Source organism: Curvibacter fontanus (assembly GCF_054780335.1).
The window spans coordinates 31,205-56,372 of sequence record NZ_BAAGWN010000046.1 but is presented as its reverse complement, the minus strand read 5'-3'; the positions used below and the strand labels follow the sequence as shown (position 1 = coordinate 56,372).

The following is a 25,168-nucleotide window of genomic DNA, read 5'->3' as shown; positions in this document are numbered from 1 at the left end:
GTCTACTAGATATCCTCGTCCGGACGTTTGCCCGCGAACCAGGCGACGTAGAGCACGGGCAGCAGCACCAGCGTGAGCAGGGTGGCCGTGACCAGGCCGCCGATCACCACGATGGCCAGCGGGCGCTGGGTTTCGGAGCCGATGTCGTGCGACAACGCCATGGGCAGCAGGCCCAGCGCGGCCAGCATGGCCGTCATCAGCACCGTGCGCAGGCGTTGCATGGAGCCGGTGCGCGCCGCCTCCAGCACGCTGTAGCCGGCGTTGCGCAGCTGCTGGAACACCGAGAGCATCACCACGCCGTTGAGCACGGCCTGGCCTGACAGGGCGATGAAACCGATGGCAGCCGACACCGACAGCGGGATGTCGAACACCCACAGCGCGATGAAACCGCCGATCAGGGCCAGCGGCACGTTGATCAGGATCAGCGCCGCCTTCTTGAAGGAGCTGAAGGCGTCGAACAGCAGCACGAAGATCAGCAGCAGCGAGATCGGCACCACCACGGACAGGCGCTGCATGGCGCGTTCCTGGTTCTCGAACTCGCCTGACCAGTTGACGGTGTAGTTTTCGGGTACCCGGACATTGGCCGCCACGCGGGCCTTCATGTCCTTGACCACCGAGCCCATGTCACGCCCCTTGATGAAGACGCCGATGGCCATGGTGCGGCGACCGGCTTCGCGCGCAATGTTCATGGCTCCCGTACTCTGCCGGATGCTGGCGACGGAACCCAGGGTCGTATAACCCCCGCCGGGGATGGCCAGCGGAGTGGACGGCAGATTGGCGATGGTGCGCTCGTCTTCGGGCAGGCGAACCGCCACGGCAAATTTCTTCTCGCCTTCCCACAAGAGGGTGGCGGCGCGACCGGCCAATGCCGATTCGATCACGTCCTGTACGTCGCTGACGTTCAGCCCGAAACGCGAAGCCCGTTCGCGGTCGATATCAATCAGCAGCTGAGGCAGCTCACCCAGGCGGTCGACCTCTGCGCGCTGCACGCCTTGCACACGACGAAATTCCAGCCGCATCGCTTCTACGGTGCGTTGCAATTCACCCAGATCCTCGCCGGCGACCTTGACGACGATCTGGCCCTTGATCTGCGAGATCGATTCGAGCACGTTGTCGCGTATGGGTTGCGAGAAGGCTGGATCGACGCCGGGAATGACCGACAGCTTGCGGTCCATTTCCTCGATCAGCGCATCCCGCGTCATGCCTTTGCGCCACTCTTCCGCCGGCTTCACATCGACGAAGACCTCGGCCATGCTCAGGGTTTTGGGGTCGGTTCCGTCCTCAGGCTGGCCGGCCTTGGAGACGACGGTGCGCACTTCGGGGACCGTCAAAAGCAGCTCGCGGGCAGTACGCAGGACCTTGATGGCCTGTTCCTGCGACTGGCTGGCTGGCATGTCCCAGTTGACCCAGAAGGTGCCTTCGTTGAGTTCGGGCAGGAACTCTGAACCGAGGCGGGCGGCCGCACCCAGGCCCAGAACGAAGGCGCCCAGCGCGATGGCGATCACCTTGCGCTGGTGGGTCAGCGCCCAGTCCAGCACCGGCGTGTAGACGCGCTTGGCGGCGGCGACCACGCGGTTGTCCCCGTGCGGCAGCTTCTTGCGCAGCATCCAGTAGGCCAGCAGGGGCACCAGTGTGAGCGAGAAAATCAGTGAACCGATCAAGGCGGTCGTGACGGAGAGTGCCATGGGCTGGAAGATGCGGCCCTCGTGCCGCTGCAGCGCAAAGATCGGAATGTGCGCGGCGATGATGATCAGCATGGAGAACAGGGTGGGGCGGCCCACCTCGTTGGCCGCGTCGATGATGGTCTGGCGCCTTTCGCTCTCGGACATGTTCTCGCTGTCCTTCTCGAGCCGGTGCATGATGTTCTCGATCACGATCACCGCGCCGTCGACGATGATGCCGAAGTCCATGGCGCCCAGTGACAGCAGGTTGGCCGGCACGCCCATGATCTTCAGGCCCATGAAGGTGGCCAGCAGCGCCAGCGGGATCACCACCACCACGGCCAGGCTGGCGCGCAGGTTGGACAGGAAGATGTAGAGCACCAGGGACACCAGCAGCGCGCCTTCGACCAGGTTGTGGAACACCGTGGTCAGGGTCTTGCCCATGAGCCAGGTGCGGTCGTAGAAGGGCACGATCTGCACACCCGGCGGCAGGCCCCGCTCGTTGAGCTGTTCAATCTTGTCCTTCACCCCGTGCAGCACCTCGCTGGCGTTTTCGCCTTTGCGCATGATGACGATGCCGATCACGGCATCATCGTCATGGTCCTGTCCGGTGATGCCCAGTCGGGGCACGGAGCCCAGCTTGATCTGCGCCACGTCGCGGATCAGGATGGGCGTGCCGTTGCGCGAGTCCAGCACGATGCGGCCGATGTCGTCGGCTGAACGCAGCAGGCCGATGCCGCGGATGGCGAACTGCTGCGAGCCCTGTGCCACATAACTGCCGCCGGCATTGGAGTTGCCCCGGCCCAGGGCGTCGAGCAGGTTCTGGAAGGTGAGCTTGTAGGCGCGCAGCTTGTCCAGGTCGGGCTGCACTTCGTACTGCTTGATGAAGCCGCCCATCGCAACCACGTCGGCCACGCCGGGCACCTGACGCAGCGCGCGTTCCACGACCCAGTCCTGTTGCGTTCTCAGATCGGTGGTGGATTTGCCGTCGCCGCGCAGGCGGTAACGCATGATTTCACCCACAGGGGTGGCATTCGGCGCAATGTTCACCTGGGCCCCGGGCGGCAGGTCGACCCCGTTGAGTCGCTCCATCACCTGCTGGCGCGCCAGGTTGACGTTGGCGCTGTCGTCGTAGGTGACCACGGTATAGGACAGGCCGAACTGGGTGTGAGAGAACAGACGGATCGAGTTGGGCAGGCCGGCCAGTGCTGTTTCGACAGGAAGCGTGACCTGTTTCTCGACCTCTTCAGCGGCTCGTCCCGGGAAAAGGGAAATGACCGTGACCTGTGTGTCCGTGACGTCGGGGAAGGCTTCGACCGAAAGGTTCTTGAAGGCAATCACGCCCGCCATGACGAACAGCAGCGTGCCCAACACGATGAACAGGGGCTGGTGCACGGCATACTGGATCAGGCGCTTCATTTCTTGTCTGCCCCGCGGTTCTGCGTCTTGACGGCGGGTCCGGCTGCGGCGTTGTCATTGCTTGAGCGAGCCTCCTCTTCGGCCAGGCGCAGCAGTCTGTCCAGCAGCAGCGCGTTTTCGACGACCACCTGCTCACCGGTCCGCAGGCCACTGCTCACGACGACTTGCCCGGGACCTTCATACTCCAGCTCCACGGTGCGTCGCTCGAATTCACCCGGTCGCGTCTGAACAAAGGCGGACTGGCGGGAGCCTCGCAGGAGGACCGCTGTCGCCGGTGTCACCACCCCGCCGGGGAAGGTGCGCTCGAAACGGGCCGTGGCCAGCATTTCGGCTTTCAGGCGGCGATCGGTGTTGGCCACCACGCCGCGAATCTTGATGGTGCGGGTCAGGGGGTCAATGAAGTCAGAAGTTGTGATGACCCGGCCCGAGAACTTCTGTCCGGGTAGCGAGGCGACGCTGAGCTCGAAACGGGTTCCCGAACGCACAATGCCCACTTCCGATTCCCGGGCGTCGATCTGGATCCAGAGCGACGTCGGATCGGTGACCACGAAAAGGGCGGGCACGCTGGGTCCGGTGAGTTCGGGTCGCAGTTCCTGGCCGGGATTGAGGTTGCGTTCGACCACCATGCCGCCGATGCTGGCGGCCAGCACCAGTTGCTGGTTGACGTTGCTGCTGCCACCGTAGAGACGGGTGCGGGCCTGGGCGCGGTCCACTTCGGCGCGCGCGCGCTCCTGATCGGCTTCGGCCTGTTCCAGCTCCTTGCGTGCGACGATGCCGGCATCGAACAGCTCGCGCTGGCGCTGCAGGGCTTTGGCCGCCAGACGGGCGTCGGCTTCGGCACGGGCGGTGTCGCTCTGCGCCTGACCGAAGTCCGGTGAGGCCAGCACGGCCAGCGGTGCGCCGGCGACCACGCGCTGGCCGACATCGGCCTTGATGGCCGTGACGCGACCGGCGAAGGATGGATAGATGCGCTGGGTGCGCTCCTCGTTCCAGACCAGCTTGGCGGGCAGCTCGATGGCGATGGAGCTGGCCGGCTCGGCCGGTGCCAAGGTCAGGAGCTTGAGTTGCGGATGCCCGGCAGCAAAGCGCAGTTGCTGGCCCTGCATGATCGGGGCCGGGGCGTCTGCCGTGGGGGCGGGCTGCTCATTGCAGGCCGTAAGCAGCAGAGTCGCCAGCAGTGCGGGCAGATGGGTTTTCAGACGGTTCAGCATGGTCGACGACTTTTCGGATCTTGATTCAAGGGGTGCCAGCGGCGGCCGTCAGCGTCTGGCCTGTGCGCAGCTGCCAGACGCCTAGGGTCTTGGCGTGCTCGCTGCGTGCGGCCACGGCCTCCAGCACGGTGGCGCGCAGGGTGCGGCGAGCGTCCAGCAGGTCGGTCAGCGAGAGCGCGCCCTTGCGGTAGGCCAGTTCGGCGCCTTCGGCCACACGGCGCGCCCGCGGCAGGATCTCGGCCTCATAGGCTTCGGTGCGTGCGGCCGTGCTTTGTACTTCGTGCTGCAGGCGCTGCAGTTCCAGGCGCGCCAGGCGGCGGGTTTTCTCCAGCGCGTCCTGGGCCTGGGCCAGCTGGGCGCTGGCGCGGCCGATCTCGCCCTCGTAGCCGTAGCCCCATTGCAGCGGCATGGACATGCGCAGCGCCACCAGGGCCGTGGAGGTGCCCGGGTAGTGGTCGTAGGACACGCCCCAGGTGATGTCGGACTTCTTCTGGGCGCTGCTGTTGTCCAGCGCGGCCTGCGTGGCCTCGACCCGTGCCCGCGCCGCGCGCACGTCGGCCCGGGCCTCGATCAACTCATCCAGTGCGGCGGCCACCGCATTCGGAGCGCCGGACAGCACAGGCCAGTCGGGCCGGGCCTGCAATTGTTCGGGTGCGCCGGCCAGACTGGTCAGTTGCCACAACACCAGGGCGGCACGCTGCTGTTCCAGTTCGGCCAGGCGCAGGTCGGAGCGGGCACGCTGGGCCTCGATCTCGGTGCGCGCCGTTTCCTGGGCCGAGAGATCGCCAGCCTGCAGGCGCCGTGCGGCGATGCGCGCCAGTTCGGCGGCGCTGCGTTCGATCTGCGTGACCTCGGCCACGCGTTCCTGTGCGGCCAGCAGGTCATAAAAGCCGGTGAGTGCCAATACCTTTTGCTGGAGGCCGGTTTCGTCCAGGTCGGCCTGGGCGGCATCGGCAGCGCGCTGCGCGGTTCGGGTGCGCAGTTCGCGCTTGTCGCCGCGCTCCCAGGTCCAGTCCAGGCCTACCGATTTGTCTACCGTGCGCTCGTGCAGCAGGCTGCCGCTGCCGTTGCCGTTCTGCAGATCGATCTGGCTCACGCTGGCCGAGAACACGGGAAAGGGTGCGCGGTCGGCGCTGGTGATGTCGGCCTGGGCCCCGGCCAGCGTGCGCCGCGCCAGCACCACGTCCAGGTTGCCCTGGGCGGCCTGCAGGCTCTGTTGCAGGGAAACGGGCAGGGGCGCCGCGGCCGCTGTCTGGGCCTGGGCGGTGGCCGACAGCAACAGGCTGGCCAACAACAATAATTGACGTATGCTCATGGATCAACCAACTCAAGGGGGTCGAGTGTCTCCGGCTGCGCCTGACCGCCGACTGACTCTGCCCTTGGTGAAAACGCGTAGTCCACGCCTGCCGCGAGCCCTGCCGCCATGAGAATCCTGCTGGTCGAAGACGATCCCGTGCTGCGCGAGGTCATGCGCCTGAGCCTGCGTGATGCCGGCCACCGTGTGGATGAGGCCGGCACCCTGGAACAGGCCGCGCATTTCTGGCGCGTGCAGCCGTTTGACGCCGTGCTGCTGGACCTGAACCTGCCGCAGAGCGAGGCAGCGACCAGCCCCCTGGCCAACGGCCTGACGCTGTTGCGCGAGGCGCGCGCGCGCGGCGACCGCACCCCCGTGCTGGTGCTGACTGCGCGCAACCGCACCGACGAGCGCATTGCCGGCCTGGACGCCGGCGCTGACGACTACCTGGGCAAACCCTTCGAGCTGGCCGAAGTCGAGGCGCGGCTGCGCGCCCTGGTGCGCCGCACCGCGGGCACCGATGACCTGTTCGAGATCGGGCGCCTGAGCCTGGACCGCAAGGCGCGGCGCTTCACCATCGACGGCCTGTTGCTGGAACTGCCGGCGCGCGAGTTCGAGGTGCTGTGGGAGCTGATGACACCGCCCGGACGCGTGGTCAGCAAGCGCAGCCTCTCGGACAAGCTGTCCGACTTCAGCGAGGCCCTGGGCGACAACGCGCTGGAGGCCTTCATCTCCCGGCTGCGCAAGAAGCTGGTCGGCAGCGGCGCGCGCATCCGCACCCTGCGCGGCCTGGGCTACGCGCTGGAGCGGGGTGATGGGAGCGAGGCTTGAGCACAGCGCCCGCGCCGGCCGACACGCTCGCCAAGCCCTCCTTGCGCGCACGCCTGGTGCGCCATGTGCTGCTGCCCCTGGCGCTGACCTGGCTGCTGGGCTCGGCCGTCACCGTGGCCGTGGCCTACCACTTTGCGCAGAAGGCTTTTGACCGCGCCCTGCTGGACGATGCCTACGCCCTGGCTTCACGCGTGCGCTTCCTGCCCCAGGGCCTGGCGCTGGAGCTGTCCAGCCGCGAAATGAGCACGGTGCTGTTCGACCAGAGCGAAAGCATCTATTTTGTCGTGCGCCGTGCGGACGGCTCGGCCATGGCCGGCCATCCCGGCCTGCGCGCGCCCATGCCGAGCAGCCCGGACACCATCCTGTTTGCCGAGGCCATCTACGAAGGCCAGCCCCTGCGCACGGTGACGCTGGTGCAGGACGAGCCCGACAACTTCACCGTCATGGTGGGGCAGACCACACGCAGCCGGCGCACCTTGCTCCACGACGTGTTGATCTATTCGGTGGTGCCGCAGATCGCCTTGCTGCTGCTGCTGGCCGTGTGGCTGCGCGGCATCATCGGCCTGGAGTTGCGGCCCCTGAACGCGCTGCAGCGTTCGGTGGAGCAGCGCGATGCGCTGGACCTGACGCCGGTGCCGGTCTCGGCCAGCTCGCGCGACATCGAGCACCTGGGCACGGCCATCAACGCCCTGCTGGGGCGTGTCAGCCAGAGCCTGCAGGCGCAGCGCGAGTTTTCCGGCAATGTGGCGCATGAATTGCGCACCCCGCTGGCCGGCATCCGCGCCCTGGCCGAGTACGGCCTGGCGCGGGCCGAGCCCGCCGTCTGGCGCGAGCAGCTGCAGCGCATCGGCGCCAGCGAGGCGCGCGCCAGCCGCCTGGTGGAACAGCTGCTGGCCCTGGCGCTGGCCGACGAGGCCGATGTCGGTGTGCAGAACGAGCCGGTGGCGCTGGACGAAGTGGTGCGCGAGACCGTGCTGCGTTACCTGCCGCGCGCCGACGCGGCCGGGGTGGACCTGGGCGTGCACGGCCTGGACCGGCCGGTGCACGTGGCCGGCAATGTGGCCCTGATCGAGGGCATCCTGGGCAACCTGCTGGACAACGCCCTGCGTTACGGCCGGGCCCCGGCCGGCCAGGCCAGCACGCTGACCGTGGAACTGGCGTGCGAGGGCGAGGGTGTGCGGCTTTTGGTGATCGACAACGGACCCGGCCTCACATCGCAGGAGCGCCAGCATCTGATGCGGCGCGGCGTGCGTGGCCTGCACGCCGAGCGCCTGGGACAGGGCGCCGGCCTGGGTCTGGCCATCGTGGCCAAGTTCGCCCAGCTGATGCAGGCGCACTTCGCATTGAGCCATGCGCCGGCAGGCCCCGGCCTGTGCGCCAGCGTGGACTTCCAGCTGCTGTCCCGCAGCTGAGGGCGTATCGGGCTAGAAGCGCGTGCCGAAGGCCAGGCGCCACATGTCCTGTGGCGTGAAGTTGACCTTGGGGTCATAACCCAGGCGCAGGAACCAGCGGGGCCAGTCATAGGCCACCGACAGGCCGGCGCGCTCGATCATCTCCTCTTCCACCAGGCCGCGCTTGTAGAGCAGGTCGACCGTCAGGCGGTGGCCTTCGGGCAGGGGCGTGCGCCAGACCAGGTGCAGGTGCTGCTGGTCGGGGTTCAGGCGGTTGTCGCGCACGACCACCAGACCCAGCGAGGGGCCCTCGGCCCAGCGGTAGCCGCCGCTCAGGCTCCAGGCGTCGTTGGGGTCGAAGTTCAGGTTCACGGTCTCGCGCAGATTGGTGCGGCCCAGGCCGGCGCCGACATACCAGTCTGCGCCCGTTTCCAGGCCCACACTGCCGTTGAGGGCGCCGCCGGTGGCCAGCTGCGCCGAAGGCTGGATGCGCACCGCGCCCAGCTTCCAGGTGCGATCCCAACCGATCCGGTCCTGGACCAGCTCGCGGGCCGGCGCCACATAGCGGCCGATCCAGACATTGCCCAGCCCGGAGCTGTGGCGCAGGTTGATGTCGGTCGAATCACTGCTGGCTTCGCCGCCGCCGCTGGACTGGTACAGACCCGCCGTCAGCTTGAAGGCCGGGGACGAGGCCCTGTCCGTGTCCTGCGCCCAGGCGGCATGTATCGCAAGCCCCAGGCAGGCCGCGGTCCAGATTCGAATGAAATGAAATTGCAAAACAGCGCTCCTTGAATGCCTGCATGAAGTTTGCCATCGGCGGGGTCACGGTTCCGCCGTCGGTCATTCATACAATATGCTCGATCTGAAGACCTGCTGCCATGCCTTTGCCCCGAACTTTCTTTTCCGCCGCGCTGGCAGCCAGTCTGTTGCCGTTTGCGGCCCTGGGGCAGACACAGTCTGCCGACCTTGAACCACCGGCCTGGGACCTCCGATTCCAGTCGACTTACATCTGGCAGTACAAGCCGGGCTTCCATGCGGCCTACTCCGGTGCCAACAGCCTGACCCCCGGGCGCGAGTACAGCACCACGTTCAGCGCCACGGCCTACCTGGGTCTGCGGCCCTGGGCTGGCGGCGAGATCTATTTCAACCCCGAACTTTCACAAGGACACGCCTTCTCGCAGCTGACCGGCTTGGGTGGTTTCACCAATGGCGAGGTAACCCGCGCCTCCAGCGACAGTCTGCAGTACTACCGTCAGCGCCTGTTTCTGCGTCAGACCTGGGGCAGAGGCGGCGGCCAAGAGGCGCGCGAGGCCGATCTCAACCAGTTGGCGGGCTCGGTGGATCGCAACCGCGTGGTGTTGACGGCTGGCAATTTCTCGGTTCTGGATGTTTTCGACAACAATGCCTATGCCAAGGACTCTCGTCGCCAGTTCATGAACTGGAGCGGCATGACACATGCCTCTTACGACTATGCCGCCGACGCGCGTGGTTTCGGCTGGGGCGCGGCGCTGGAGTGGTACCACGACAACTGGGCGCTGCGGCTTGGCCGCATGACCGGTCCGGTCACGCCCAATGATCTGCCGGTGGACTTCGATATCCTGAACCACTACGGCGACCAGATCGAAGTCGAACGTGGGCACCTTTGGGGAGAGCTGCCAGGCAGGGTGCGCGTGCTGCTGTGGCGCAACCGCGCCGTGCTCGCGCGCTACCAGGACGCCATCGACTGGGGCCGGGCCAACAACCGCGCGCCGGACATCTTCCAGGTGCGCAATAGCGAGCAATTCAAGACCGGCCTCGGTATCAATGTGGAGCAGGCCTTGTCGTCCACGGCAGGCGTTTTCCTGCGCGCCATGCACACCGACGGGGGCACCGAAACCTATGCTTTCACCGAAGCCGACCAGTCTTTCGCTACTGGCCTGTCCCTGCAAGGGGCTGATTGGGGCCGCGCCCAGGACACGCTGGGCCTGATGCTGGCGCAAAATGGCCTGTCTGCCCAGCGCCGCGCTTATCTGGAGGCCGGCGGCATTTCCTTCTTCATCGGCGACGGCGCTTTGGGTTATCAGCCGGAGACCATTTTCGAGATCTATTACAGCGTGGGCCTGGGGCGGCGCAGCTTTCTGACCTTGGACTACCAGCGCATCCAGAACCCCGCATACAACGCCGACCGCGGCCCGGTTGATTTTGCCGGTGTGCGTTTGCATGCGGAGTTCTGATCCTTTCTTCGGTGCACAAGGGCAAGGATGAATCTTCATGAGGCGCTGGCTCCAATGGACATCGTTGGCACTGACGGCCTTGCTGCTGGTGCTGGCCGTGGGTCTGCTGCTAGCGCAGCGCTGGCTGTCCACCGACGAATTGCGCCAGCGCGTCGAACGCGAAGCTTCGGCGGTGCTGGGCGTGCCGCTCCAGCTCGAACGCGTGGGCCTCACGCTGTGGCCGCTGCCGGGTGTCGCGCTGGACGGTGTAGAGCTGCGCACGCGCCAGCCGCTGAAGGTGGAGCGCATCGAGTTGCGCCCGGCCTGGCAGCTGCTGCTGCTGGGCCGCATCGCGATTTCCACCCTGGTGGTCCGGCGCGCCGTGTTGCCGCAACAGGGCATCGACGCGCTGCTGGCCTCGCTGCAGAAAATCCGCCAGCGCGACAAGTCGCCGCAGACGGCCTCTGCGCTGCACCTGTTCCCCCGGCGTACCGTGCTCGACGAACTGAGCTGGGTTGATGCCCGGGGCAAGACCATCGTGATCCAGGCCGAGGCGCGGCTCGACAGTGACGCGCTGCCCGAGCAGATCGAGCTGGAAGTCCTGCGCGGGCGCCTGCAGGGCGCGCACCTGAATCTGCACCGCAGTGATGAGCGGGCCTGGGATGTGGCGCTCCGGGTGGCCGGCGGTACGGTGCAGGGACGGGTGGAGGTGCAGCCCTCGGGTGAGGCCGGCGCCGAGTTCGTGCTCAAGGGCCAGCTGCAGACGCGCGAGGTCGAACTCTCGTTGCTCACCGCTGCCGAGCCGACCGAAGCCGTGCGCGCCGCCCAGCCGCTGAGCGGCCGGCTCGAAGCCAGCACCACGCTCAACGCGCGGGCGCGCCAGCCCTCGGCGCTGCTCGACGTGCTCCAGACACAGTCGAGATTCACCGTGCGCAACGGCATGCTGCACGGCATCGACCTGGTCAAGGCGGTGCAGACCGTGGGTGTGAGCCGCGGTGGCAATACGCCGCTGGACGCGCTGTCCGGCCAGGTCAGCACGCGTGGCAAGGCCATCGAGCTGCAGAACCTGGCGGCCAGCTCGGGCTCGCTCAGCGCCACCGGTCAGGTCAGCGTGTCCACCACGCAGCAACTCAATGGCCGCGTGAACGTGGACCTGGGCGGGGCGGTGGGCGTGCCCTTGCTGGTAGGCGGCACGGTCGACGAGCCCGAGGTGTCGTTGACGGCGGGCGCCAAGATCGGCGCCGCGCTGGGGACCATGCTCATGCCCGGCGTGGGCACGGGTGCCGGGGCATCGGTGGGTGGCAAGATCGGCGAGGGCCTGAACAAGCTGTTCGGTAAATAGGCCCCGCCGGGCGGCCGGGCTCAGGTCCTGTAGCCCGGGTCCAGGCGCTCGGCCTTGCGCAGCAGCGCCGGCCAGGCCAGGTTGGCGCCCTGACCGGCGGTGGCGGTTTTCATCACGCCGGCGATGCCCTCGACGATCTTCGGGTCCACCATGACCAGTTCGCCGCCGGCCTGCGCGTCGATCTGGATGCGGCAGGTGGCCTCGAAGATGTACATGTTCAGGAAGGCGTCGGCGATGGTCCTGCCCACGGTCAGCAGGCCGTGGTTGCGCAGCATCAGGTAGTTGGCCGTGCCCAGGTCGGCCTGCAGACGCAGCTTCTCCTCGTCGCGCAGGGCCACGCCTTCGTAGGCGTGATACGCGAGCGAGCCCAGCACGAAGGTGGACTGCTGGCTGATCGGCAGCACGCCGCACTTCTGCGCGCTGACCGCCACGCCGGCGCGCGAATGCGTATGCAACACGCAGCCCGCGTCCTCGCGCGCGGCGTGGATGGCGCTGTGGATCACGAAACCGGCGGGATTGACGGGGAAGGGCGAGTCGCTGAGCTTCTTGCAGTCGGGGTCCACGCGCACCAGGCTGGAGGCCGTGATCTCGTCGAACATCAGGCCGTAGGGATTGATCAGGAAGTGGTGCTCACCGGGCCGGGAAAGAGATGAGGGCAATTTGGCGCTGATGTGGGTGAAGACCAGGTCGCTCCAGCCGTAGGCGGCCACCAGGCGGTAGGCGGCGGCGAGATCGCAGCGCAGCTGCCATTCCTGTTCGCTGACGACTTCCTTGAGGGAGGGGATGTGCATGGGGTCTCCTTGCTTGTGGATGCTCTTGCCGCACTGTCCACCATGTCGGCGCCAGGATCAACGCCCGGGGGTCACGTGGGTGACGCGGCGCGGAATTCGCTGGGGCTCTTGCCCGTGTGCTCGCGGAACACGCGGCTGAAGTGCGAGAGGCTGTTGAAACCCCAGGACAGGGCGATGTCGGTGATGGGGCGCGTCTGCGCCATGGGGTGCTGCAGCTCGCGCACGCAGGCTTCCAGGCGCAGGTTCTGGATGTGGCTGGCCAGGGTCTGGTCCTCGTCGGTGAAGGCGTTGTAGAGATGGCGCTTGCTGCAGTTCAGCGCTACAGCGATCTGCTCCACCGACATTCCGGGTCCGCTGGCCATGGCCGTGCGCCAGCCTGCTGGCGTGGTGCTGGGCATCGCTGCGTGGAATGCGCCCGTCATCCTGGGCACGCGCGCCATCTGCGTGCCGCTGGCCTGCGGCAACACCGTGGTGATGAAGGGCTCGGAGAACTGCCCGCGCACCCACCTGCTCATCATCGAGGCCTTCCAGGATGCGGGCTTCCCGTCGGGTGTGACTACATCACCAACGCCCCGCCCGACGCGGACATCGACATCGACGACGCCGTCAACGGCGCGGCCTTTGGCTGTTTCGCCAACAGCGGCCAGATCTGCATGAGCGCCGAGCGCATCATCGTGGGCAGCAAGATTGCCGACGCCTTCGTCAAGAAGGCCAAAGCGCTGCCGCTGGGTGATCGGCATGAACACGGTGGAGCACTGCAACGCGCTGATCGACGACGCGCTGGCCAAGGGCGCCAAGCTGCTGTGCGGCGGCAAGGCCGGCATCAACGAGTTCACCGAACTGCGCTGGATCACGATGCAGACCACGCCGCGCCATTACCCGTTCTGAACTTGCCTATCTCCCTCCCCCGCTGGGGGAGGGGCACTGACCTTTCAGGTCGGCGCGGTTTCTTTTTCCAGCTTCTGCAGATAGAGCAGGGCCTGTTCGGCAGAGACGCCGCACATGGCGGGCGAGGGCGCCAGGCTGGCGCAGACCGCCGGTCGCCCGGGCTGGCCGAAGATCAGGCAGCGGCCCGCCGCATCCAGCTGCACGCAGCGCACACCGGCCGGCTTGCCTTGCGGCATGCCGGGGATGGGGCTGGAAATCGAGGGGGCGATGCAGCAGGCAGCGCAGCCGGGGCGGCAATCCATGGGGTGTTGCTATGAAGTTTGTAGCTGCCGTCGACCGTTGTATGCGGTGCAGGGCCGGGTTGATGTCCCTGATTGTCGCCAAAATCGCCGGGAGCGGCTAAAATCAGGGCTTCGGTGCCCCGCTGGGGGCTGGCCGCCGGCGCAGGACGCGCTCACTTTCCCGGATTTTCCATGCTCTACCCACAAGAATTCGATGTCATCGTCGTCGGCGGCGGCCATGCCGGCACGGAAGCCGCGCTGGCGTCCGCGCGCATGGGCGCCAGGACCCTGCTGCTGACACACAACATCGAGACCCTGGGTCAGATGAGCTGCAACCCCTCCATCGGGGGCATCGGCAAGGGCCACCTGGTCAAGGAGGTGGACGCACTGGGCGGGGCCATGGCCATCGCCACGGACGAAGGCGGCATCCAGTTCCGCATCCTCAACAGCTCCAAGGGCCCGGCCGTGCGCGCCACCCGCGCCCAGGCCGACCGCATTCTTTATAAAGCGGCCATCCGCCGCCGCCTGGAGAACCAGCCCAATCTCTGGCTGTTCCAGCAGGCCGTGGACGACCTGATGGTGGAGGGTGACCGGGTGGTCGGCGCCGTGACCCAGGTCGGCATCAAGTTCCGCAGTCGCACCGTGGTGCTGACCGCCGGCACCTTCCTGGACGGCAAGATCCACGTGGGCCTGAACAACTACGCGGCCGGCCGCGCGGGTGATCCGCCGGCTGTCAGCCTCTCCGCCCGGCTCAAGGAACTCAAGCTGCCGCAGGCCCGTCTGAAGACCGGCACCCCGCCGCGCATCGACGGCCGCAGCATCGACTTCTCGCAATGCACCGAGCAACCGGGTGACGGTGTGCCCGGCGGTTTGAACGAAGGGCAGGGCGTGCCCGTGTTCAGTTTCATGGGCAAGGCCTCCATGCATCCGGAGCAGATGCCCTGCTGGATCACCCACACCAACGAGCGCACGCACGAGATCATCCGCTCCGGCTTCGACCGCAGCCCCATGTTCACGGGCAAGATCGAGGGCGTGGGGCCGCGCTACTGTCCCAGCGTGGAAGACAAGATCAACCGTTTTGCGGACAAGGACAGCCACCAGATCTTCCTGGAGCCCGAAGGCCTGACGACCCACGAGGTCTACCCCAACGGCATCTCCACCAGCCTGCCCTTCGACATCCAGTACGAGCTGGTCCGGAGCATGAAGGGGCTGGAGAACGCCCACATCCTGCGCCCGGGTTACGCCATCGAGTACGACTACTTCGACCCGCGCTCGCTCAAGGGCAGCTTCGAGACCAAACAAATCCAGGGCCTTTTCTTCGCCGGCCAGATCAACGGCACCACCGGCTACGAAGAGGCGGCAGCCCAGGGCCTGTACGCCGGCATCAACGCCGCCCTGCAATGCCGGGGCGCCGAAGCCTGGCAACCGCGCCGCGACGAAGCCTATCTGGGCGTGCTGGTCGACGACCTGACGACTCAGGGCGTGACCGAGCCCTACCGCATGTTCACCAGCCGGGCCGAGTTCCGCCTGCAGCTGCGCGAAGACAACGCCGACCTGCGCCTGACCGAAACCGGCCGCCAGCTAGGCTTGGTGGACGACGCCCGCTGGGACGCTTTCTGCCGCAAGCGGGACGCTGTTTCACGTGAAACCGAGCGCCTCAAGGCCACCTGGATCAACCCCCACATCCTGTCCGCGGCCGAGGCCGAGCGGGTGTTGGGCACGACCATCGAGCACGAGTACCACCTGTTTGACCTGCTGCGCCGGCCCGATGTGAGCTACGCCGGTCTCATGTCCCTGGACGGCGGCAAGTACGCCAAGTCACCGGTGAATCCCGATCCGGCTGCGCCGGCCGGGGTGGATGTTTCACGTGAAACCCTGGGCGAGCTCTACGACACCGTGGTCGAGCAGCTGGAGATCGCCGCCAAGTATTCGGGCTACATCGACCGCCAGAAGGACGAAGTGGAGCGCGCCGCCCATTACGAAAACCTCAAGCTGCCGGTGGACCTGGACTATCTGCAGGTCGCGGCCCTGTCCATCGAGGCCCGGCAGAAGTTGCAAAAACATCGTCCGGAAACCCTGGGCCAGGCTTCCCGCATCTCCGGCATCACGCCCGCCAGCATCTCCCTGCTGCTGATCCACCTCAAAAAAGGCGGCTTCCGCGGCTTTGCCAAGACCGAAGTGGTCGAGGCGGTATGAGCCAGGATCTCTCGACGGCCCTGAAACAGGGCGTGGCCGAACTCGGCCTGGACTTGAGCCTCGCCCAGATCACCCAGCTGCTGGACTACCTGGCCCTGATCCAGAAGTGGACCAGGGTTTACAACCTGACGGCCGTGCGTGACCCGGCCGAGATGCTGACCCACCATCTGCTCGACAGCCTGGCCGTCATCCGGCCCTTGCGGCAGCAACTGGTCAGCCGCCAGCCGGTGGACGGGCAGGGCTTCCGTCTGCTCGATGTGGGCGCCGGCGCCGGCCTGCCCGGCGTGGTCATCGCCATCTGCTGTCCGGACATCGCTGTCAGTTGTGTGGACACGGTGGCTAAAAAAGCCACCTTTATCCAGCAGGCAGCCCTGACCCTGAAGCTTTCCAACCTCAAGGGCCTGCACGCCCGGGTGGAAAATCTGGACGATCACTACGACGTGGTCAGTTCCCGCGCATTCGCCTCCCTGGTCGACTTCACCCACTGGTCCCGCAGCGCCCTGGCCCCGGCCGGGATCTGGATGGCCATGAAAGGCAAGCACCCGGCGGATGAAATCGCCCAGTTGCCGGCCAGTGCGGCGGTGTTTCACGTGGAACAACTGACCGTTCCGGGGCTGGGGGCCGAGCGCTGCATCGCCTGGCTACGCCCGGCCAACTGAAACCACGGGTAATTCAGGCCTCCGCCGGGCCGGAACCGGCGACAAGCTGACTTACACTGCGGGCTTCTGTCTCCGAAAAATCCCCCATGTTTGGTGTTGCCGATTACGGCGCTTTTGTCGCTACCGTCATCCTTTTTCTGCTGATCCCGGGCCCCGGCAATCTGGCGCTGATCACCTCCACCAGCAAGGGCGGGGTGCGTGGCGGACTGGCCGCCACCCTGGGCGTCATCCTGGGTGACCAGGTCTTGATGTGGGCTGCGGTGGCTGGTGTGGCCGCGCTGCTCCTCACTTACCCGACCGCTTTCAATTTGCTGCAGTGGTGCGGGGCGGTTTACCTTGCCTTTCTGGGCATCAAGATGCTGATGGCCGAGCCGGGCGCGGCGCCCGTGCTCAATATCAAGGCCGGCCACTACCTGCGCCAGGCCATGGTCATTACCCTGCTCAACCCCAAGGCCATCATGTTCTACCTGGCCTTCTTCCCGCTCTTCGTCGATCCGGCCACCCACCAGGGCCTGTTCACCTTCGGCTTCATGGCCGTGACGATCGCCTTTCTGACTTTTCTCTACGGTCTGGGCATGACCCTGCTCACGCACTTTCTCGCCGACCGTCTGCGCGCCAACCCGCTGTTCGGCCGTGTGCTGGAGAAAATTGCCGGCCTTTGCCTCATCGGCTTCGGCTTGCGTCTTGCTTTCACCCGCTAAGCATGTGGCCCCCCCGCTTGTCACTTCGTGTGCTGCGCTGCCCCCCGAGGGGGCCGCAGTTGCCTTGGGACGGCCCGGCATCAACTGACTCACTACATAAACAGGGGACGACCTGATGGCGAAAATTTTCTGCGTGGCCAACCAGAAAGGTGGCGTGGGCAAGACGACCACAACCGTCAACCTCGCCGCGGGTCTGGCCAGGGTGGGGCAGCGCGTGCTCATGGTGGACCTGGATCCCCAGGGCAATGCCACCATGGGTTCGGGCGTGGACAAGCGCCAGCTCCAGTACACGCTCTACGACGTGCTGCTCGAATCGGCCACCATCGCCGAGGCGCGCGTCAAAAGCGACAAGCTCATCGAAGGCGGTTGCAGCTACGACATCCTGGGCGCCAACCGCGAACTCGCAGGTGCCGAGGTGGAACTCGTGGATGTGGAGCGGCGCGAGAAGCGTCTCAAGGAAGCGCTGGCCAAGGTGGCCGGCGAGTATGACTTCGTGCTCATCGACTGCCCGCCCAGCCTGTCCATGCTCACGCTCAATGGCCTGTGCAGCGCGCACGGCGTCATCGTGCCCATGCAGTGCGAGTACTTTGCGCTCGAGGGCCTGACCGATCTTGTGAACACCATCAAGCAGGTGCACGCCAACCTCAACGCGGACCTGGAGATCATCGGCCTGCTGCGCGTCATGTTCGACCCGCGCGTCACGCTGCAGGCGCAGGTCAGCGATCAACTCAAGGCCCACTTCGGCGACAAGGTGTTCGACGCCGTGATCCCGCGCAATGTGCGCCTCGCCGAGGCGCCGAGCTACGGCCTGCCCGGCGTGGTCTTCGATCCCTCGTCCAAGGGCGCGCAGTCCTTCATCGCCTTCGCCGAAGAGATGGTGGCCCGTCTCCAGCAGATGAAGTGAGTCAGGGCCACACGCCACACGAGCTATCAAAACAATAGCATGAAAGCCTCCAACGTCCTGATTCTCCCGGGTTGGCATGACTCCGGCGCCGGCCACTGGCAGAGCCGCTGGGAGGACACGCACGGCTACGTGCGCGTGCAGCAGCACGACTGGGAGCGCCCCCTGCGCGGCGACTGGCAGATCCAGCTCGAAGAAGCCGTGCTCGGCCGCACCGAACCCGCCGTGCTCGTGGCCCACAGCCTGGGCGTCATCCTCGTCGCGGCCTGGGCCGCACACACACGCAACGCGCACCGCATCAAGGGCGCCTTGCTTGTTGCTCCCGGCGACGTGGCGCGCGACGAAGTGCGTTCCATCCTGCCGAGCTGGTGGCCGATCGAGCGCCAGGGCCTGCCCTTCCCCAGCATTCTCGTCGCCAGCCGCAACGACCCGCGTTGCAGCTACGACATGGCCTCGGGCCTCGCAGCCGACTGGGGCGCCGAACTCGTGGACGCCGGCCAGGCCGGCCACATCAACGCCGATTCCAAACTGGGCGACTGGCCTGCGGGTTATGCGCTGCTGCAGCGCCTCATGGCGCTGCCCGTATCCAACACTGTGAACTGAAAGAGCAGATCAATATGGTTAGCAAAAAACCCAAGGGCCTGGGCCGCGGACTCGAAGCCCTGCTGGGCCCCAAGGTCGACGACACCCGCGCCGAAGTGGCGGCGATGAGCGAGGCGCGTGAAAACCAGGGCACGGGCAGCCTCAAGCTCGAAGACATGGTGCCCGGCATGTACCAGCCCCGCACCCGCATGGACGAAGGCGCCTTGTATGAACTCGCCGAGTCCATCAAGGCCCAGGGCATCATGCAACCGATCTTGGTGCGCAAGCTCACCGACGGCCCCAACGCCGGCAAACACGAAATCATCGCGGGTGAGCGCCGTTTCCGCGCCGCCAAACTGGCCGGCCTGGACAGCGTGCCCGTGCTCGTGCGCGACGTGCCCAACGAGGCCGCCGCCGCCATGGCGCTCATCGAGAACATCCAGCGCGAAGACCTGAACCCGCTGGAAGAAGCCCAGGGTCTGCAAAGACTCATCCGTGAATTTGGTTTGACGCACGAACAGGCCGCGCAGGCCGTGGGCCGCTCGCGCAGCGCCGCCAGCAACCTGCTGCGCCTGCTGAACCTGGCCGAACCCGTGCAGACCCTGCTGATGGCCGGCGACATCGACATGGGCCACGCCCGCGCGCTGCTCGCGCTGGACCGCGCCACGCAGATCACCGCCGCCAACCAGATCACCGCCAGGAAGATGTCGGTGCGCGAGGCCGAGAACCTGGTCAAGAAACTCAGCGCCGAGTTCTCGCTGACACCGCAGAAACCCGGCAAGGAAAAATCACGCGACTTGAAGCGCGTGGAAGAAGAGCTGTCGGACCTGCTCACCGCCGAAGTGGAGGTGCGTGTGAAAAAACGCGTCAAGCGCCACGGCCGCGTGGAAGAGTTGGGCGAGCTCAGCATCCAGTTCGGCTCACTCGACGAGCTCAACGGCCTGATCGACCGGCTGCGTCGCACCGGCGGCAACGGCAGCTGAAATCAAGCCCTTCAGGCCGGGCCGGCATGGCAAACCAGACTCACCTCACCGTTCGGGTTGAGCCTGTCGAAACCCCCGTGCGCATACCATGAACTTTCTTCAGCGCCTGGTCTGGCCCCTGCCGGCCCTGCTGAGCTGGGGCCTGTGCTGGCTGGCCCTTTCGCTGCTCTTGCGCGCCGGTCTCTCGACCACCGACGCGCTGGCCGCCTCCACACTGCTCGGTGTCTTCCTCAGCCTGCAGGGCGGCAGCTGGTGGCGCCGCCTGTTGATCGGCTTCGGCTTCCCGCTTTCACTCCTGCTCGCCGGCGGCCTCACGCTGCCGGCCTGGGGCTGGCTGCTGCCGCTCGCACTGCTCGCACTGATTTACCCGCTCAATGCCTGGCGTGACGCGCCGCTGTTTCCCACGCCTGTTAATGCGCTCAACGAACTGCCGGGCGTTGCGCCGCTGGAGCCGGGCGCCAAGGTGCTGGACGCGGGTTGCGGCCTGGGTCACGGCCTCGACGCTTTACGGCAGGCCTACCCCCTGGCCGAACTGCACGGCATCGAATGGAGCTGGCCCCTGCGCTGGCTCTGCGCGCGCCGTTGCCCCTGGGCGCGGGTGGAGCGGGGCGATATCTGGAAGGCCGACTGGTCGGGCTACGACCTGGTCTATCTCTTCCAGCGGCCGGAGAGCATGCCGCGCGCCATCGAGAAGGCGAGGGCGGAACTCAAGCCCGGGGCCTGGCTGGTGAGTCTGGAGTTCGAGGCGCTGGGGTTAACAGCGGTGGCGAAGCTGGAGGGGACGCAGGGGAAGCCGGTGTGGGTGTATCGGCCGACATGATGGGGTAAAGCGTAAGTACGTTGCGAATAATGCGAATAATGCGTATATTTCGCCAAAGGAAGGCCGGAGAGCTTCCCGATCTGAGACGGCAAAGCAGGAGCGCCCAAATGACACAACAGATACTTGACCCAGCCAGCGAAGCCGAAGCAGAGATGGCCGGCGCAGCACGCGCCTGCCTTATTGCAGCCCTGGACCATTCAAAAGCTGAAACGATCAAGGTCACGATCGAGCTGGATGGCGGGAAAGGCGTTGCACCCGTGCTCCAGCTGCCGCCACGTGCGCTGCGATTTTTCGCGGATGTGCTCAGCCAGATGGCCAAGCGCGAGCCCATGGTTTTGTTGCCGCAAAAACATGAGTTGACCACCCAGGAGGCGGCTGCATTCCTCAACGTTTCCCGCCCGTTCGTCATCAAGGAGATCGAGGCCAAACGATTGACATGCAGACTCGTGAACCGGCATCGCAGAATCGAGTTTGAAGAACTGATGCGCTACCAGAAAGCGCAGAAACAGCAGTCAGAAGAGGCGCTCAAAAAGCTGAGCAAGCTCTCTCAAGAGATGGGCGAAGAGCTATAAATGGCTGGCAGCGCGCGCTACACAGCCGTTCTGGATGCCAATGTGCTGTATCCGGCGCTGCTGCGCGACCTGCTGCTCAGCCTGGCGCACGCCGATCTCTACAGCGCGAAGTGGACAGCGCACATACGCGATGAGTGGACGCGAACACTTCAGAAAAACAAGCCGCACATGGCTCAGAACATCCAGCTGGCCGCCGAGTTGATGGAGCAGGCCATACCGGACTGCCTGGTGATGGGCTATGAGCACCTGATCGATGGTCTGAAACTTCCCGATCCGGACGATCGCCATGTCCTGGCCGCGGCCATCGCTGGGCATGCGGATGCCATCATCACCTGGAACGAGAAGGACTTCCCAGCAGAGCTGCTGGACCCTTTTGGCATAGAAGTGCAGACCCCGGACGAGTTCGTTCTCAACCAGATCATGCTCAGGGCGCCCATTGCACTGATGGCCATCAAGGGCATGCGCCAGCGCTGGGAAAGACCCCCGGTCAGCGCGATGGAGCTGGTCGATCTGCTGGAAAAGCGGGGCCTGGCGCAGACGGCGGCGCACCTGAGAGACGTTGTTCAATTGATATAAACAAATCCCCAGGGCGCAGGTGGCGCGGGGCGATATCTGGAAGGCGGACTGGCCGGGCTATGACCTGGTCTATCTCTTCTAGCGGCTCGAGAGCATGCCGCGTGCGATAGCGAAGTCACAGGCAGAACTCAAGCGAGGGGCCTGGCTGGTGAGTCTGGAGTTCGAGGCGGTGGGGCTGACGTCGGTGGCCAAACTGGAGAGGGCGCAGGGGAAGCCGGTGTGGGTGTTGTATCGCTTACCGGCATAAGCAATGCAAACCTGCTTCGCTGGTCAATCTTTAATGCGGTGACATTGGTGCGGATAACCGCTATAAAGCCCTAGCCGATCTACCCGACTTGCTTGAGATCGGTATCAGAACTAAGCGGAGGACAAATTGTCAATACCTGCCTATAACGATCACCCAGCGCGAGCTACGCTGAATCAGATAGTTGAACTACAGAAATCGCCTGCATTTGCCGACCCAACAGTCGCTGATAACGAGCAGTATGCATTTTCCCGCGACAAGGTTTTTGCGATGGCGAATGCAGTTGATTTGCTGCTTCGTAACACCCCTGCAGAGTTAACGAGCATTCCTGCGCTGAATCAGTTGCAGACACATTTGCAGGCGAGCTTGAGCGAACTGAATGGCTTTGTCGGAAACAAGAACCCAGGCCACATTAGCAATGCTGCACAGCAGTTCGAACAGAACGTCCTGCCGTATCTTTGGGGATTCACTCCAGCGATCCAAACGCTATCACCAAACTCGCTGGCAAGTTTGCTGAAGAGCCAAGGAAATGTATCTAAAGAAACGGTCCGCCAACTGGTCACGCAGCGTGATGAACTCGCTGCGAAGCTGCAGAATCTTTCAAACTTAACAGATGCTCAAGCCACTCGTCTAGAAGGGTTGGTTGAAGGTGCTGCTAAGGAAAGAGCAGAAGCAGCCGCAACAGTTGCAAAACTTGAGCAAGTGTTCGCACAGAAAGAGACGGAGCGAGCCACAGCCTTCGACACGGCGATGGCAGAACTGCGCAATGAATTCAAACAGTTTGCGGAGAAATCAAAAAATGAGAGCACAACGCTGATCTCCGACATTGAAGCAAAAAAGACGCAGGCAGCTCGGATAGTGCAGGTTGTCGGAAACATTGGCGTCACCGGCAATTACCAGCAGATTGCAAATTCAGAATCGGATCAGGCAAATATCTGGCGCAGGATAACGGTTGGGATCTTTATTGGTGGCATCACAGTTGCTGCTTTTACTTTCTACAAGTTCTGGGATCAACCGTTCACACCAGAAACAGCATGGTCGGTCGTGGTCCGTCTCCTGTATGCGATGGCGATCACAGCCCCCGCTTGGTACACAGCACGAGAATCAGCAAGACACAGAACAAATGCAGATCGTGCGCGACAGACAGAGCTGGAATTGGCGTCTATCGGACCATTTATTGAACTGATGCCCGAAGAAAAGAAGGTGGCAATTCGAGAGGAGCTGACCCGAGTTTATTTTGGGAAAACGGTAGATCCTCACACAGCCAATCATCCGCTAGAAGGAGAATTCGTGAAGGAGTTGATCTCGGAGATCGGAAAGGCAATCAAAAAATGAAACTTGCCTTATGTCGGCAATACGTTTGATCGCCATCACTGCACTGGCTCTCTTCGCCTTCGCCGGCAACTCCCTGCTGTGCCGCGCCGCCCTGCAGCACACCCCCATCGACGCTGCCAGCTTCACCACCATCCGCATGGTGTCCGGCGCGCTGACGCTCTGGTTGCTGGTGCAGTTCACACGCCGAGAGGCTGCCGGCCGCGGCAGCTGGCCCTCGGCCCTCGCACTGTTCGCCTACGCGGCGGCTTTCTCCTTTGCCTACGTCAGCCTGCCCGCCGGCACCGGCGCACTGCTGCTCTTCGGTTCCGTGCAGACCGGCATGATCGGCTGGGGGCTGTTCAAGGGCGAGCGTTTCTCGACCGTGCAGTGGGGTGGCCTGCTGCTGGCGCTCGCGGGGCTGTTGGGCCTGCTCTTGCCGGGGCTGTCGGCACCGCCGCTCGGTGCGGCCCTGCTGATGGTCACGGCCGGCCTGGCCTGGAGCGTGTACTCCTTGCGCGGCCGGGGCGCGGGCGACCCCACGCGGGTGACGGCGGGCAACTTCGTGCGCACGGTGCCGGTGGCGCTGTTCATGAGCCTGCTGTTCATGAACAGCGCGCAGGTGGATACGGCGGGCGCGCTTTACGCAGTTGCCTCCGGTGCCATCACCTCGGGTCTGGGTTACGCCATCTGGTACACCGGGCTGCCGCACCTCAAGGCCACGAGCGCGGCCACCTTGCAGCTCAGCGTGCCGGTGATCGCGGCGATGGGCGGCATCGCCTGGCTGGGCGAGCCGTTGACCTTGCGCCTGCTGCTGGCCTCGGCCGCCATCCTGGGCGGCATTGCGCTGGTGATCCGGCAGCACCGCTGATTGACAGGGTAGGGCCGCTCCGCGATAAGGCGGGGTCTGGATCGCAGACAGGGGCGTGTTCGTGATGGTCACCAAATCATGCAGAACAAGCGCCGGGGTGCTGGCGGCTGTGGTCTTGCTGGCGGGCTGCGCCACCCGCCTGCCGCCACCGCCCGCCACGGACGCGCAGATCGGGAAGGGTGCAGGTTCTGCAGCAGTCCTTCTTCGCCGACCCTTGCATGGACAGGCTGCGCCAGCGGGCCTCCGAGTTGAAACCCGGTGACACGCAGCTGGGCATCAGGGCCCTGTATGCCGTGGAGTTCGCGCCCAACACGCAGCGCCGCGACGGCCTGGCCTACCGGCTGCGTGTGCAGGCGCGCGAACCCACGGGCTATCTCTACACCAGCGACGAAACGGCGGGTTCCTGCCGCATCCATGGTCCCTTGCCGCTCTGGACCTGCCTGCATGGCCGCCTGCCCTGAGCGGGTTTGGGCGCGTTTCGTTGCACAGGTTCTGAGGCTGAATCACAATGCCTCACCATGATTCCCGCACCCATCCCCGCCAACGACAAGGAGCGCCTGGCCGCCCTGCGCCAGTTGCTGATTCTGGACACGCCGCCCGAGCAGCGTTTCGACCGCATCATCGAATTCGCCACGCGCGAGTTCGATCTGCCCAGAGGCACCATCACCCTGGTCGACGTGGACCGTCAGTGGTTCAAGGCGCGTGTGGGGGTGGACGTCTGCGAGACGGACCGCGCCACGTCCTTCTGTGGCCATGCGGTCACGAGCCATGACTTCCTGATCGTGGAAGACGCGCGCAAGGACGAGCGCTTTCACGACAACCCCTGGGTGACGGTGGCAGACCCCATCGTCTTTTATGCGGGGGCGCCGCTGGTGCTGCCCTCGGGTCACGTGGCCGGCACGCTGTGCGTGTACGGTTCCGAGCCGCGCACCTTCGATACGATGGACCGCGCCATCCTGGGCACGCTGCGTGATCTGTGCGTGGAGGAACTGCTGTCGCGCGAGAACGGGGACTTGGCGGGGAGTGCAGGAGGCGCCCATGCTTGAGACGCGCTCGGTCCTGCTGCTGGAGCCGGACTACCTGCTGCGCCGCACCGTGGTGGCGGCCGCGCGTTCGCTGTTCGATGTCGACATCACGGAAACCAGCCGCTACGAGAACGCCGAGGCGCTGACGCGCAGCCACCGCTACCAGGGCCTGATCCTGGCGCTCGACGATGACAACGACCAGGTGCTGACCCTGGTGCAGAAGCTGCGGGCCGGTGAGCTGCTGCCCGCGCACGACAGCCCCGTGGCCTTGATGTGCTACGAGCCTGATCGCCGGCGCGCGGAAATCATCACGGCGCTCAACGTGCAGCGCATCATCATCAAGCCCCTCAAGGTCAAGCTGATCCTCGGCGCGATGGCCACGATGGCGCCGGCGCGTTCAACCCAGGGCTGGGCGGCCTGAACCCT

Annotated in this window: 25 protein-coding genes and 1 pseudogene; 19 read left to right on the top strand and 7 right to left on the bottom strand. The window is 65.4% G+C overall.

Annotated elements, in window-relative coordinates; genetic code table 11:
* Nucleotides 1–5: 5 nt before the first annotated feature.
* The 3 genes from ACYVH8_RS16465 to ACYVH8_RS16455 are packed head-to-tail and all read right to left on the bottom strand — an operon-like array spanning nt 6 to nt 5,606.
* A complete protein-coding gene (locus ACYVH8_RS16465) occupies nt 6–3,080 on the bottom strand; it encodes an efflux RND transporter permease subunit (RefSeq protein ID WP_460489895.1) in 3,075 nt (1,024 codons plus the stop codon).
* Nucleotides 3,077–4,291, bottom strand: coding sequence for an efflux RND transporter periplasmic adaptor subunit (locus ACYVH8_RS16460; protein ID WP_460489894.1), 1,215 nt, complete (start codon nt 4,289–4,291; stop codon nt 3,077–3,079). The genes ACYVH8_RS16465 and ACYVH8_RS16460 overlap by 4 nt, the downstream gene beginning before the upstream one ends.
* 25 nt (nt 4,292–4,316) lie before the next feature.
* Nucleotides 4,317–5,606, bottom strand: a complete 1,290-nt coding sequence (locus ACYVH8_RS16455) for a TolC family protein (RefSeq protein ID WP_460489893.1) — start codon at nt 5,604–5,606, stop codon at nt 4,317–4,319.
* A gap of 108 nt (nt 5,607–5,714) precedes the next feature.
* Between ACYVH8_RS16455 and ACYVH8_RS16450 the strand changes: the two genes are divergently transcribed.
* Nucleotides 5,715–6,416, top strand: a complete 702-nt coding sequence (locus ACYVH8_RS16450) for a response regulator transcription factor (protein WP_460489892.1) — start codon at nt 5,715–5,717, stop codon at nt 6,414–6,416.
* A complete protein-coding gene (locus tag ACYVH8_RS16445; protein WP_460489891.1) occupies nt 6,413–7,828 on the top strand; it encodes a sensor histidine kinase in 1,416 nt (471 codons plus the stop codon). The genes ACYVH8_RS16450 and ACYVH8_RS16445 overlap by 4 nt, the downstream gene beginning before the upstream one ends.
* A gap of 12 nt (nt 7,829–7,840) precedes the next feature.
* Here ACYVH8_RS16445 and ACYVH8_RS16440 read toward each other — a convergent pair whose 3' ends face one another.
* Entirely contained in the window at nt 7,841–8,584 is a 744-nt protein-coding gene (locus ACYVH8_RS16440; protein WP_460489890.1) for a hypothetical protein, read from the bottom strand.
* Between the two features lie 101 nt (nt 8,585–8,685).
* On the opposite strand from ACYVH8_RS16440, the gene ACYVH8_RS16435 reads away from it, so the two are divergent.
* Nucleotides 8,686–10,020: a carbohydrate porin gene (locus tag ACYVH8_RS16435; protein WP_460489889.1), complete on the top strand. Its 1,335-nt coding sequence runs from the start codon at nt 8,686–8,688 to the stop codon at nt 10,018–10,020.
* Nucleotides 10,021–10,057: 37 nt separating this feature from the next.
* Complete coding sequence (locus tag ACYVH8_RS16430; RefSeq protein WP_460489888.1) at nt 10,058–11,341, top strand: AsmA family protein; 1,284 nt, start codon at nt 10,058–10,060, stop codon at nt 11,339–11,341.
* A gap of 20 nt (nt 11,342–11,361) precedes the next feature.
* Here the strand turns inward: ACYVH8_RS16430 and ACYVH8_RS16425 are convergent, their stop codons facing one another.
* The gene (locus tag ACYVH8_RS16425; RefSeq protein ID WP_460489887.1) at nt 11,362–12,132 is read right to left on the bottom strand and encodes a class II aldolase/adducin family protein; all 771 of its coding nucleotides are present in this window, start codon (nt 12,130–12,132) and stop codon (nt 11,362–11,364) included.
* A gap of 71 nt (nt 12,133–12,203) precedes the next feature.
* On the bottom strand, nt 12,204–12,476 hold the full coding sequence (locus ACYVH8_RS16420; RefSeq protein WP_460489886.1) for a helix-turn-helix transcriptional regulator: 273 nt from the start codon (nt 12,474–12,476) through the stop codon (nt 12,204–12,206).
* Between ACYVH8_RS16420 and ACYVH8_RS16415 the strand changes: the two are divergent.
* Nucleotides 12,460–12,951 (top strand): annotated as a pseudogene (locus tag ACYVH8_RS16415) (aldehyde dehydrogenase family protein); the annotation flags it as partial. The gene ACYVH8_RS16420 and the pseudogene ACYVH8_RS16415 overlap by 17 nt on opposite strands.
* Before the next feature lie 113 nt (nt 12,952–13,064).
* Here the strand turns inward: ACYVH8_RS16415 and ACYVH8_RS16410 are convergent.
* Nucleotides 13,065–13,322 carry a YkgJ family cysteine cluster protein gene (locus tag ACYVH8_RS16410; RefSeq protein ID WP_460489885.1) on the bottom strand — a complete coding sequence of 86 codons (258 nt, stop codon included), beginning with the start codon at nt 13,320–13,322 and terminating at the stop codon, nt 13,065–13,067.
* A 171-nt stretch (nt 13,323–13,493) separates the two neighbouring features.
* Here ACYVH8_RS16410 and mnmG point away from each other — a divergent pair, with 171 nt between their 5' ends.
* The 14 genes from mnmG (at nt 13,494) to ACYVH8_RS16340 (ending at nt 25,163) form a co-directional block, all read left to right on the top strand.
* Nucleotides 13,494–15,497 (top strand): tRNA uridine-5-carboxymethylaminomethyl(34) synthesis enzyme MnmG, encoded by a 2,004-nt coding sequence (gene mnmG, locus ACYVH8_RS16405; protein ID WP_460489884.1) that lies wholly within the window; start codon nt 13,494–13,496, stop codon nt 15,495–15,497.
* On the top strand, nt 15,494–16,156 hold the full coding sequence (gene rsmG, locus ACYVH8_RS16400) for a 16S rRNA (guanine(527)-N(7))-methyltransferase RsmG (protein WP_460489883.1): 663 nt from the start codon (nt 15,494–15,496) through the stop codon (nt 16,154–16,156). Before mnmG ends, rsmG begins: the two co-directional genes overlap by 4 nt.
* An 86-nt stretch (nt 16,157–16,242) precedes the next feature.
* Nucleotides 16,243–16,857: a LysE family translocator gene (locus ACYVH8_RS16395; protein WP_460489882.1), complete on the top strand. Its 615-nt coding sequence runs from the start codon at nt 16,243–16,245 to the stop codon at nt 16,855–16,857.
* Between the two features lie 115 nt (nt 16,858–16,972).
* The gene (locus tag ACYVH8_RS16390; RefSeq protein WP_460489881.1) at nt 16,973–17,761 is read left to right on the top strand and encodes a ParA family protein; all 789 of its coding nucleotides are present in this window, start codon (nt 16,973–16,975) and stop codon (nt 17,759–17,761) included.
* A gap of 39 nt (nt 17,762–17,800) precedes the next feature.
* Nucleotides 17,801–18,361 carry an RBBP9/YdeN family alpha/beta hydrolase gene (locus ACYVH8_RS16385; RefSeq protein WP_460489880.1) on the top strand — a complete coding sequence of 187 codons (561 nt, stop codon included), beginning with the start codon at nt 17,801–17,803 and terminating at the stop codon, nt 18,359–18,361.
* A 14-nt stretch (nt 18,362–18,375) separates the two neighbouring features.
* On the top strand, nt 18,376–19,323 hold the full coding sequence (locus tag ACYVH8_RS16380) for a ParB/RepB/Spo0J family partition protein (protein ID WP_460489879.1): 948 nt from the start codon (nt 18,376–18,378) through the stop codon (nt 19,321–19,323).
* An 88-nt stretch (nt 19,324–19,411) separates the two neighbouring features.
* Nucleotides 19,412–20,143 (top strand): class I SAM-dependent methyltransferase, encoded by a 732-nt coding sequence (locus ACYVH8_RS16375; RefSeq protein WP_460489878.1) that lies wholly within the window; start codon nt 19,412–19,414, stop codon nt 20,141–20,143.
* A 107-nt stretch (nt 20,144–20,250) separates the two neighbouring features.
* Entirely contained in the window at nt 20,251–20,715 is a 465-nt protein-coding gene (locus ACYVH8_RS16370) for a helix-turn-helix domain-containing protein (protein WP_460489877.1), read from the top strand.
* Nucleotides 20,716–21,291: a PIN domain-containing protein gene (locus ACYVH8_RS16365; protein ID WP_460489876.1), complete on the top strand. Its 576-nt coding sequence runs from the start codon at nt 20,716–20,718 to the stop codon at nt 21,289–21,291.
* Between the two features lie 373 nt (nt 21,292–21,664).
* Entirely contained in the window at nt 21,665–22,870 is a 1,206-nt protein-coding gene (locus ACYVH8_RS16360; RefSeq protein ID WP_460489875.1) for a hypothetical protein, read from the top strand.
* 10 nt (nt 22,871–22,880) lie between these two features.
* Nucleotides 22,881–23,717 (top strand): DMT family transporter, encoded by an 837-nt coding sequence (locus ACYVH8_RS16355; protein WP_460489874.1) that lies wholly within the window; start codon nt 22,881–22,883, stop codon nt 23,715–23,717.
* A gap of 218 nt (nt 23,718–23,935) precedes the next feature.
* The gene (locus tag ACYVH8_RS16350) at nt 23,936–24,178 is read left to right on the top strand and encodes a hypothetical protein (protein ID WP_460489873.1); all 243 of its coding nucleotides are present in this window, start codon (nt 23,936–23,938) and stop codon (nt 24,176–24,178) included.
* Between the two features lie 57 nt (nt 24,179–24,235).
* Complete coding sequence (locus ACYVH8_RS16345; protein ID WP_460489872.1) at nt 24,236–24,763, top strand: GAF domain-containing protein; 528 nt, start codon at nt 24,236–24,238, stop codon at nt 24,761–24,763.
* Entirely contained in the window at nt 24,756–25,163 is a 408-nt protein-coding gene (locus tag ACYVH8_RS16340) for a hypothetical protein (protein ID WP_460489871.1), read from the top strand. The genes ACYVH8_RS16345 and ACYVH8_RS16340 overlap by 8 nt, the downstream gene beginning before the upstream one ends.
* Nucleotides 25,164–25,168: the final 5 nt, after the last annotated feature.

Excerpts from the sequence above, each read along its gene's own strand:
- ACYVH8_RS16465 (WP_460489895.1), bottom strand. The coding sequence starts at position 3,080 with ATGAAGCGCCTGATCCAGTATGCCGTGCACCAGCCCCTGTTCATCGTG.
- ACYVH8_RS16460 (WP_460489894.1), bottom strand. The coding sequence starts at position 4,291 with ATGCTGAACCGTCTGAAAACCCATCTGCCCGCACTGCTGGCGACTCTG.
- ACYVH8_RS16455 (WP_460489893.1), bottom strand. The coding sequence starts at position 5,606 with ATGAGCATACGTCAATTATTGTTGTTGGCCAGCCTGTTGCTGTCGGCC.
- ACYVH8_RS16450 (WP_460489892.1), top strand. The coding sequence starts at position 5,715 with ATGAGAATCCTGCTGGTCGAAGACGATCCCGTGCTGCGCGAGGTCATG.
- ACYVH8_RS16435 (WP_460489889.1), top strand. The coding sequence starts at position 8,686 with ATGCCTTTGCCCCGAACTTTCTTTTCCGCCGCGCTGGCAGCCAGTCTG.
- ACYVH8_RS16430 (WP_460489888.1), top strand. The coding sequence starts at position 10,058 with ATGAGGCGCTGGCTCCAATGGACATCGTTGGCACTGACGGCCTTGCTG.
- ACYVH8_RS16425 (WP_460489887.1), bottom strand. The coding sequence starts at position 12,132 with ATGCACATCCCCTCCCTCAAGGAAGTCGTCAGCGAACAGGAATGGCAG.
- ACYVH8_RS16420 (WP_460489886.1), bottom strand. The coding sequence starts at position 12,476 with ATGTCGGTGGAGCAGATCGCTGTAGCGCTGAACTGCAGCAAGCGCCAT.
- ACYVH8_RS16410 (WP_460489885.1), bottom strand. The coding sequence starts at position 13,322 with ATGGATTGCCGCCCCGGCTGCGCTGCCTGCTGCATCGCCCCCTCGATT.
- mnmG (WP_460489884.1), top strand. The coding sequence starts at position 13,494 with ATGCTCTACCCACAAGAATTCGATGTCATCGTCGTCGGCGGCGGCCAT.
- rsmG (WP_460489883.1), top strand. The coding sequence starts at position 15,494 with ATGAGCCAGGATCTCTCGACGGCCCTGAAACAGGGCGTGGCCGAACTC.
- ACYVH8_RS16395 (WP_460489882.1), top strand. The coding sequence starts at position 16,243 with ATGTTTGGTGTTGCCGATTACGGCGCTTTTGTCGCTACCGTCATCCTT.
- ACYVH8_RS16390 (WP_460489881.1), top strand. The coding sequence starts at position 16,973 with ATGGCGAAAATTTTCTGCGTGGCCAACCAGAAAGGTGGCGTGGGCAAG.
- ACYVH8_RS16385 (WP_460489880.1), top strand. The coding sequence starts at position 17,801 with ATGAAAGCCTCCAACGTCCTGATTCTCCCGGGTTGGCATGACTCCGGC.
- ACYVH8_RS16380 (WP_460489879.1), top strand. The coding sequence starts at position 18,376 with ATGGTTAGCAAAAAACCCAAGGGCCTGGGCCGCGGACTCGAAGCCCTG.
- ACYVH8_RS16375 (WP_460489878.1), top strand. The coding sequence starts at position 19,412 with ATGAACTTTCTTCAGCGCCTGGTCTGGCCCCTGCCGGCCCTGCTGAGC.
- ACYVH8_RS16370 (WP_460489877.1), top strand. The coding sequence starts at position 20,251 with ATGACACAACAGATACTTGACCCAGCCAGCGAAGCCGAAGCAGAGATG.
- ACYVH8_RS16365 (WP_460489876.1), top strand. The coding sequence starts at position 20,716 with ATGGCTGGCAGCGCGCGCTACACAGCCGTTCTGGATGCCAATGTGCTG.
- ACYVH8_RS16355 (WP_460489874.1), top strand. The coding sequence starts at position 22,881 with ATGTCGGCAATACGTTTGATCGCCATCACTGCACTGGCTCTCTTCGCC.
- ACYVH8_RS16350 (WP_460489873.1), top strand. The coding sequence starts at position 23,936 with ATGGACAGGCTGCGCCAGCGGGCCTCCGAGTTGAAACCCGGTGACACG.
- ACYVH8_RS16345 (WP_460489872.1), top strand. The coding sequence starts at position 24,236 with ATGATTCCCGCACCCATCCCCGCCAACGACAAGGAGCGCCTGGCCGCC.
- ACYVH8_RS16340 (WP_460489871.1), top strand. The coding sequence starts at position 24,756 with ATGCTTGAGACGCGCTCGGTCCTGCTGCTGGAGCCGGACTACCTGCTG.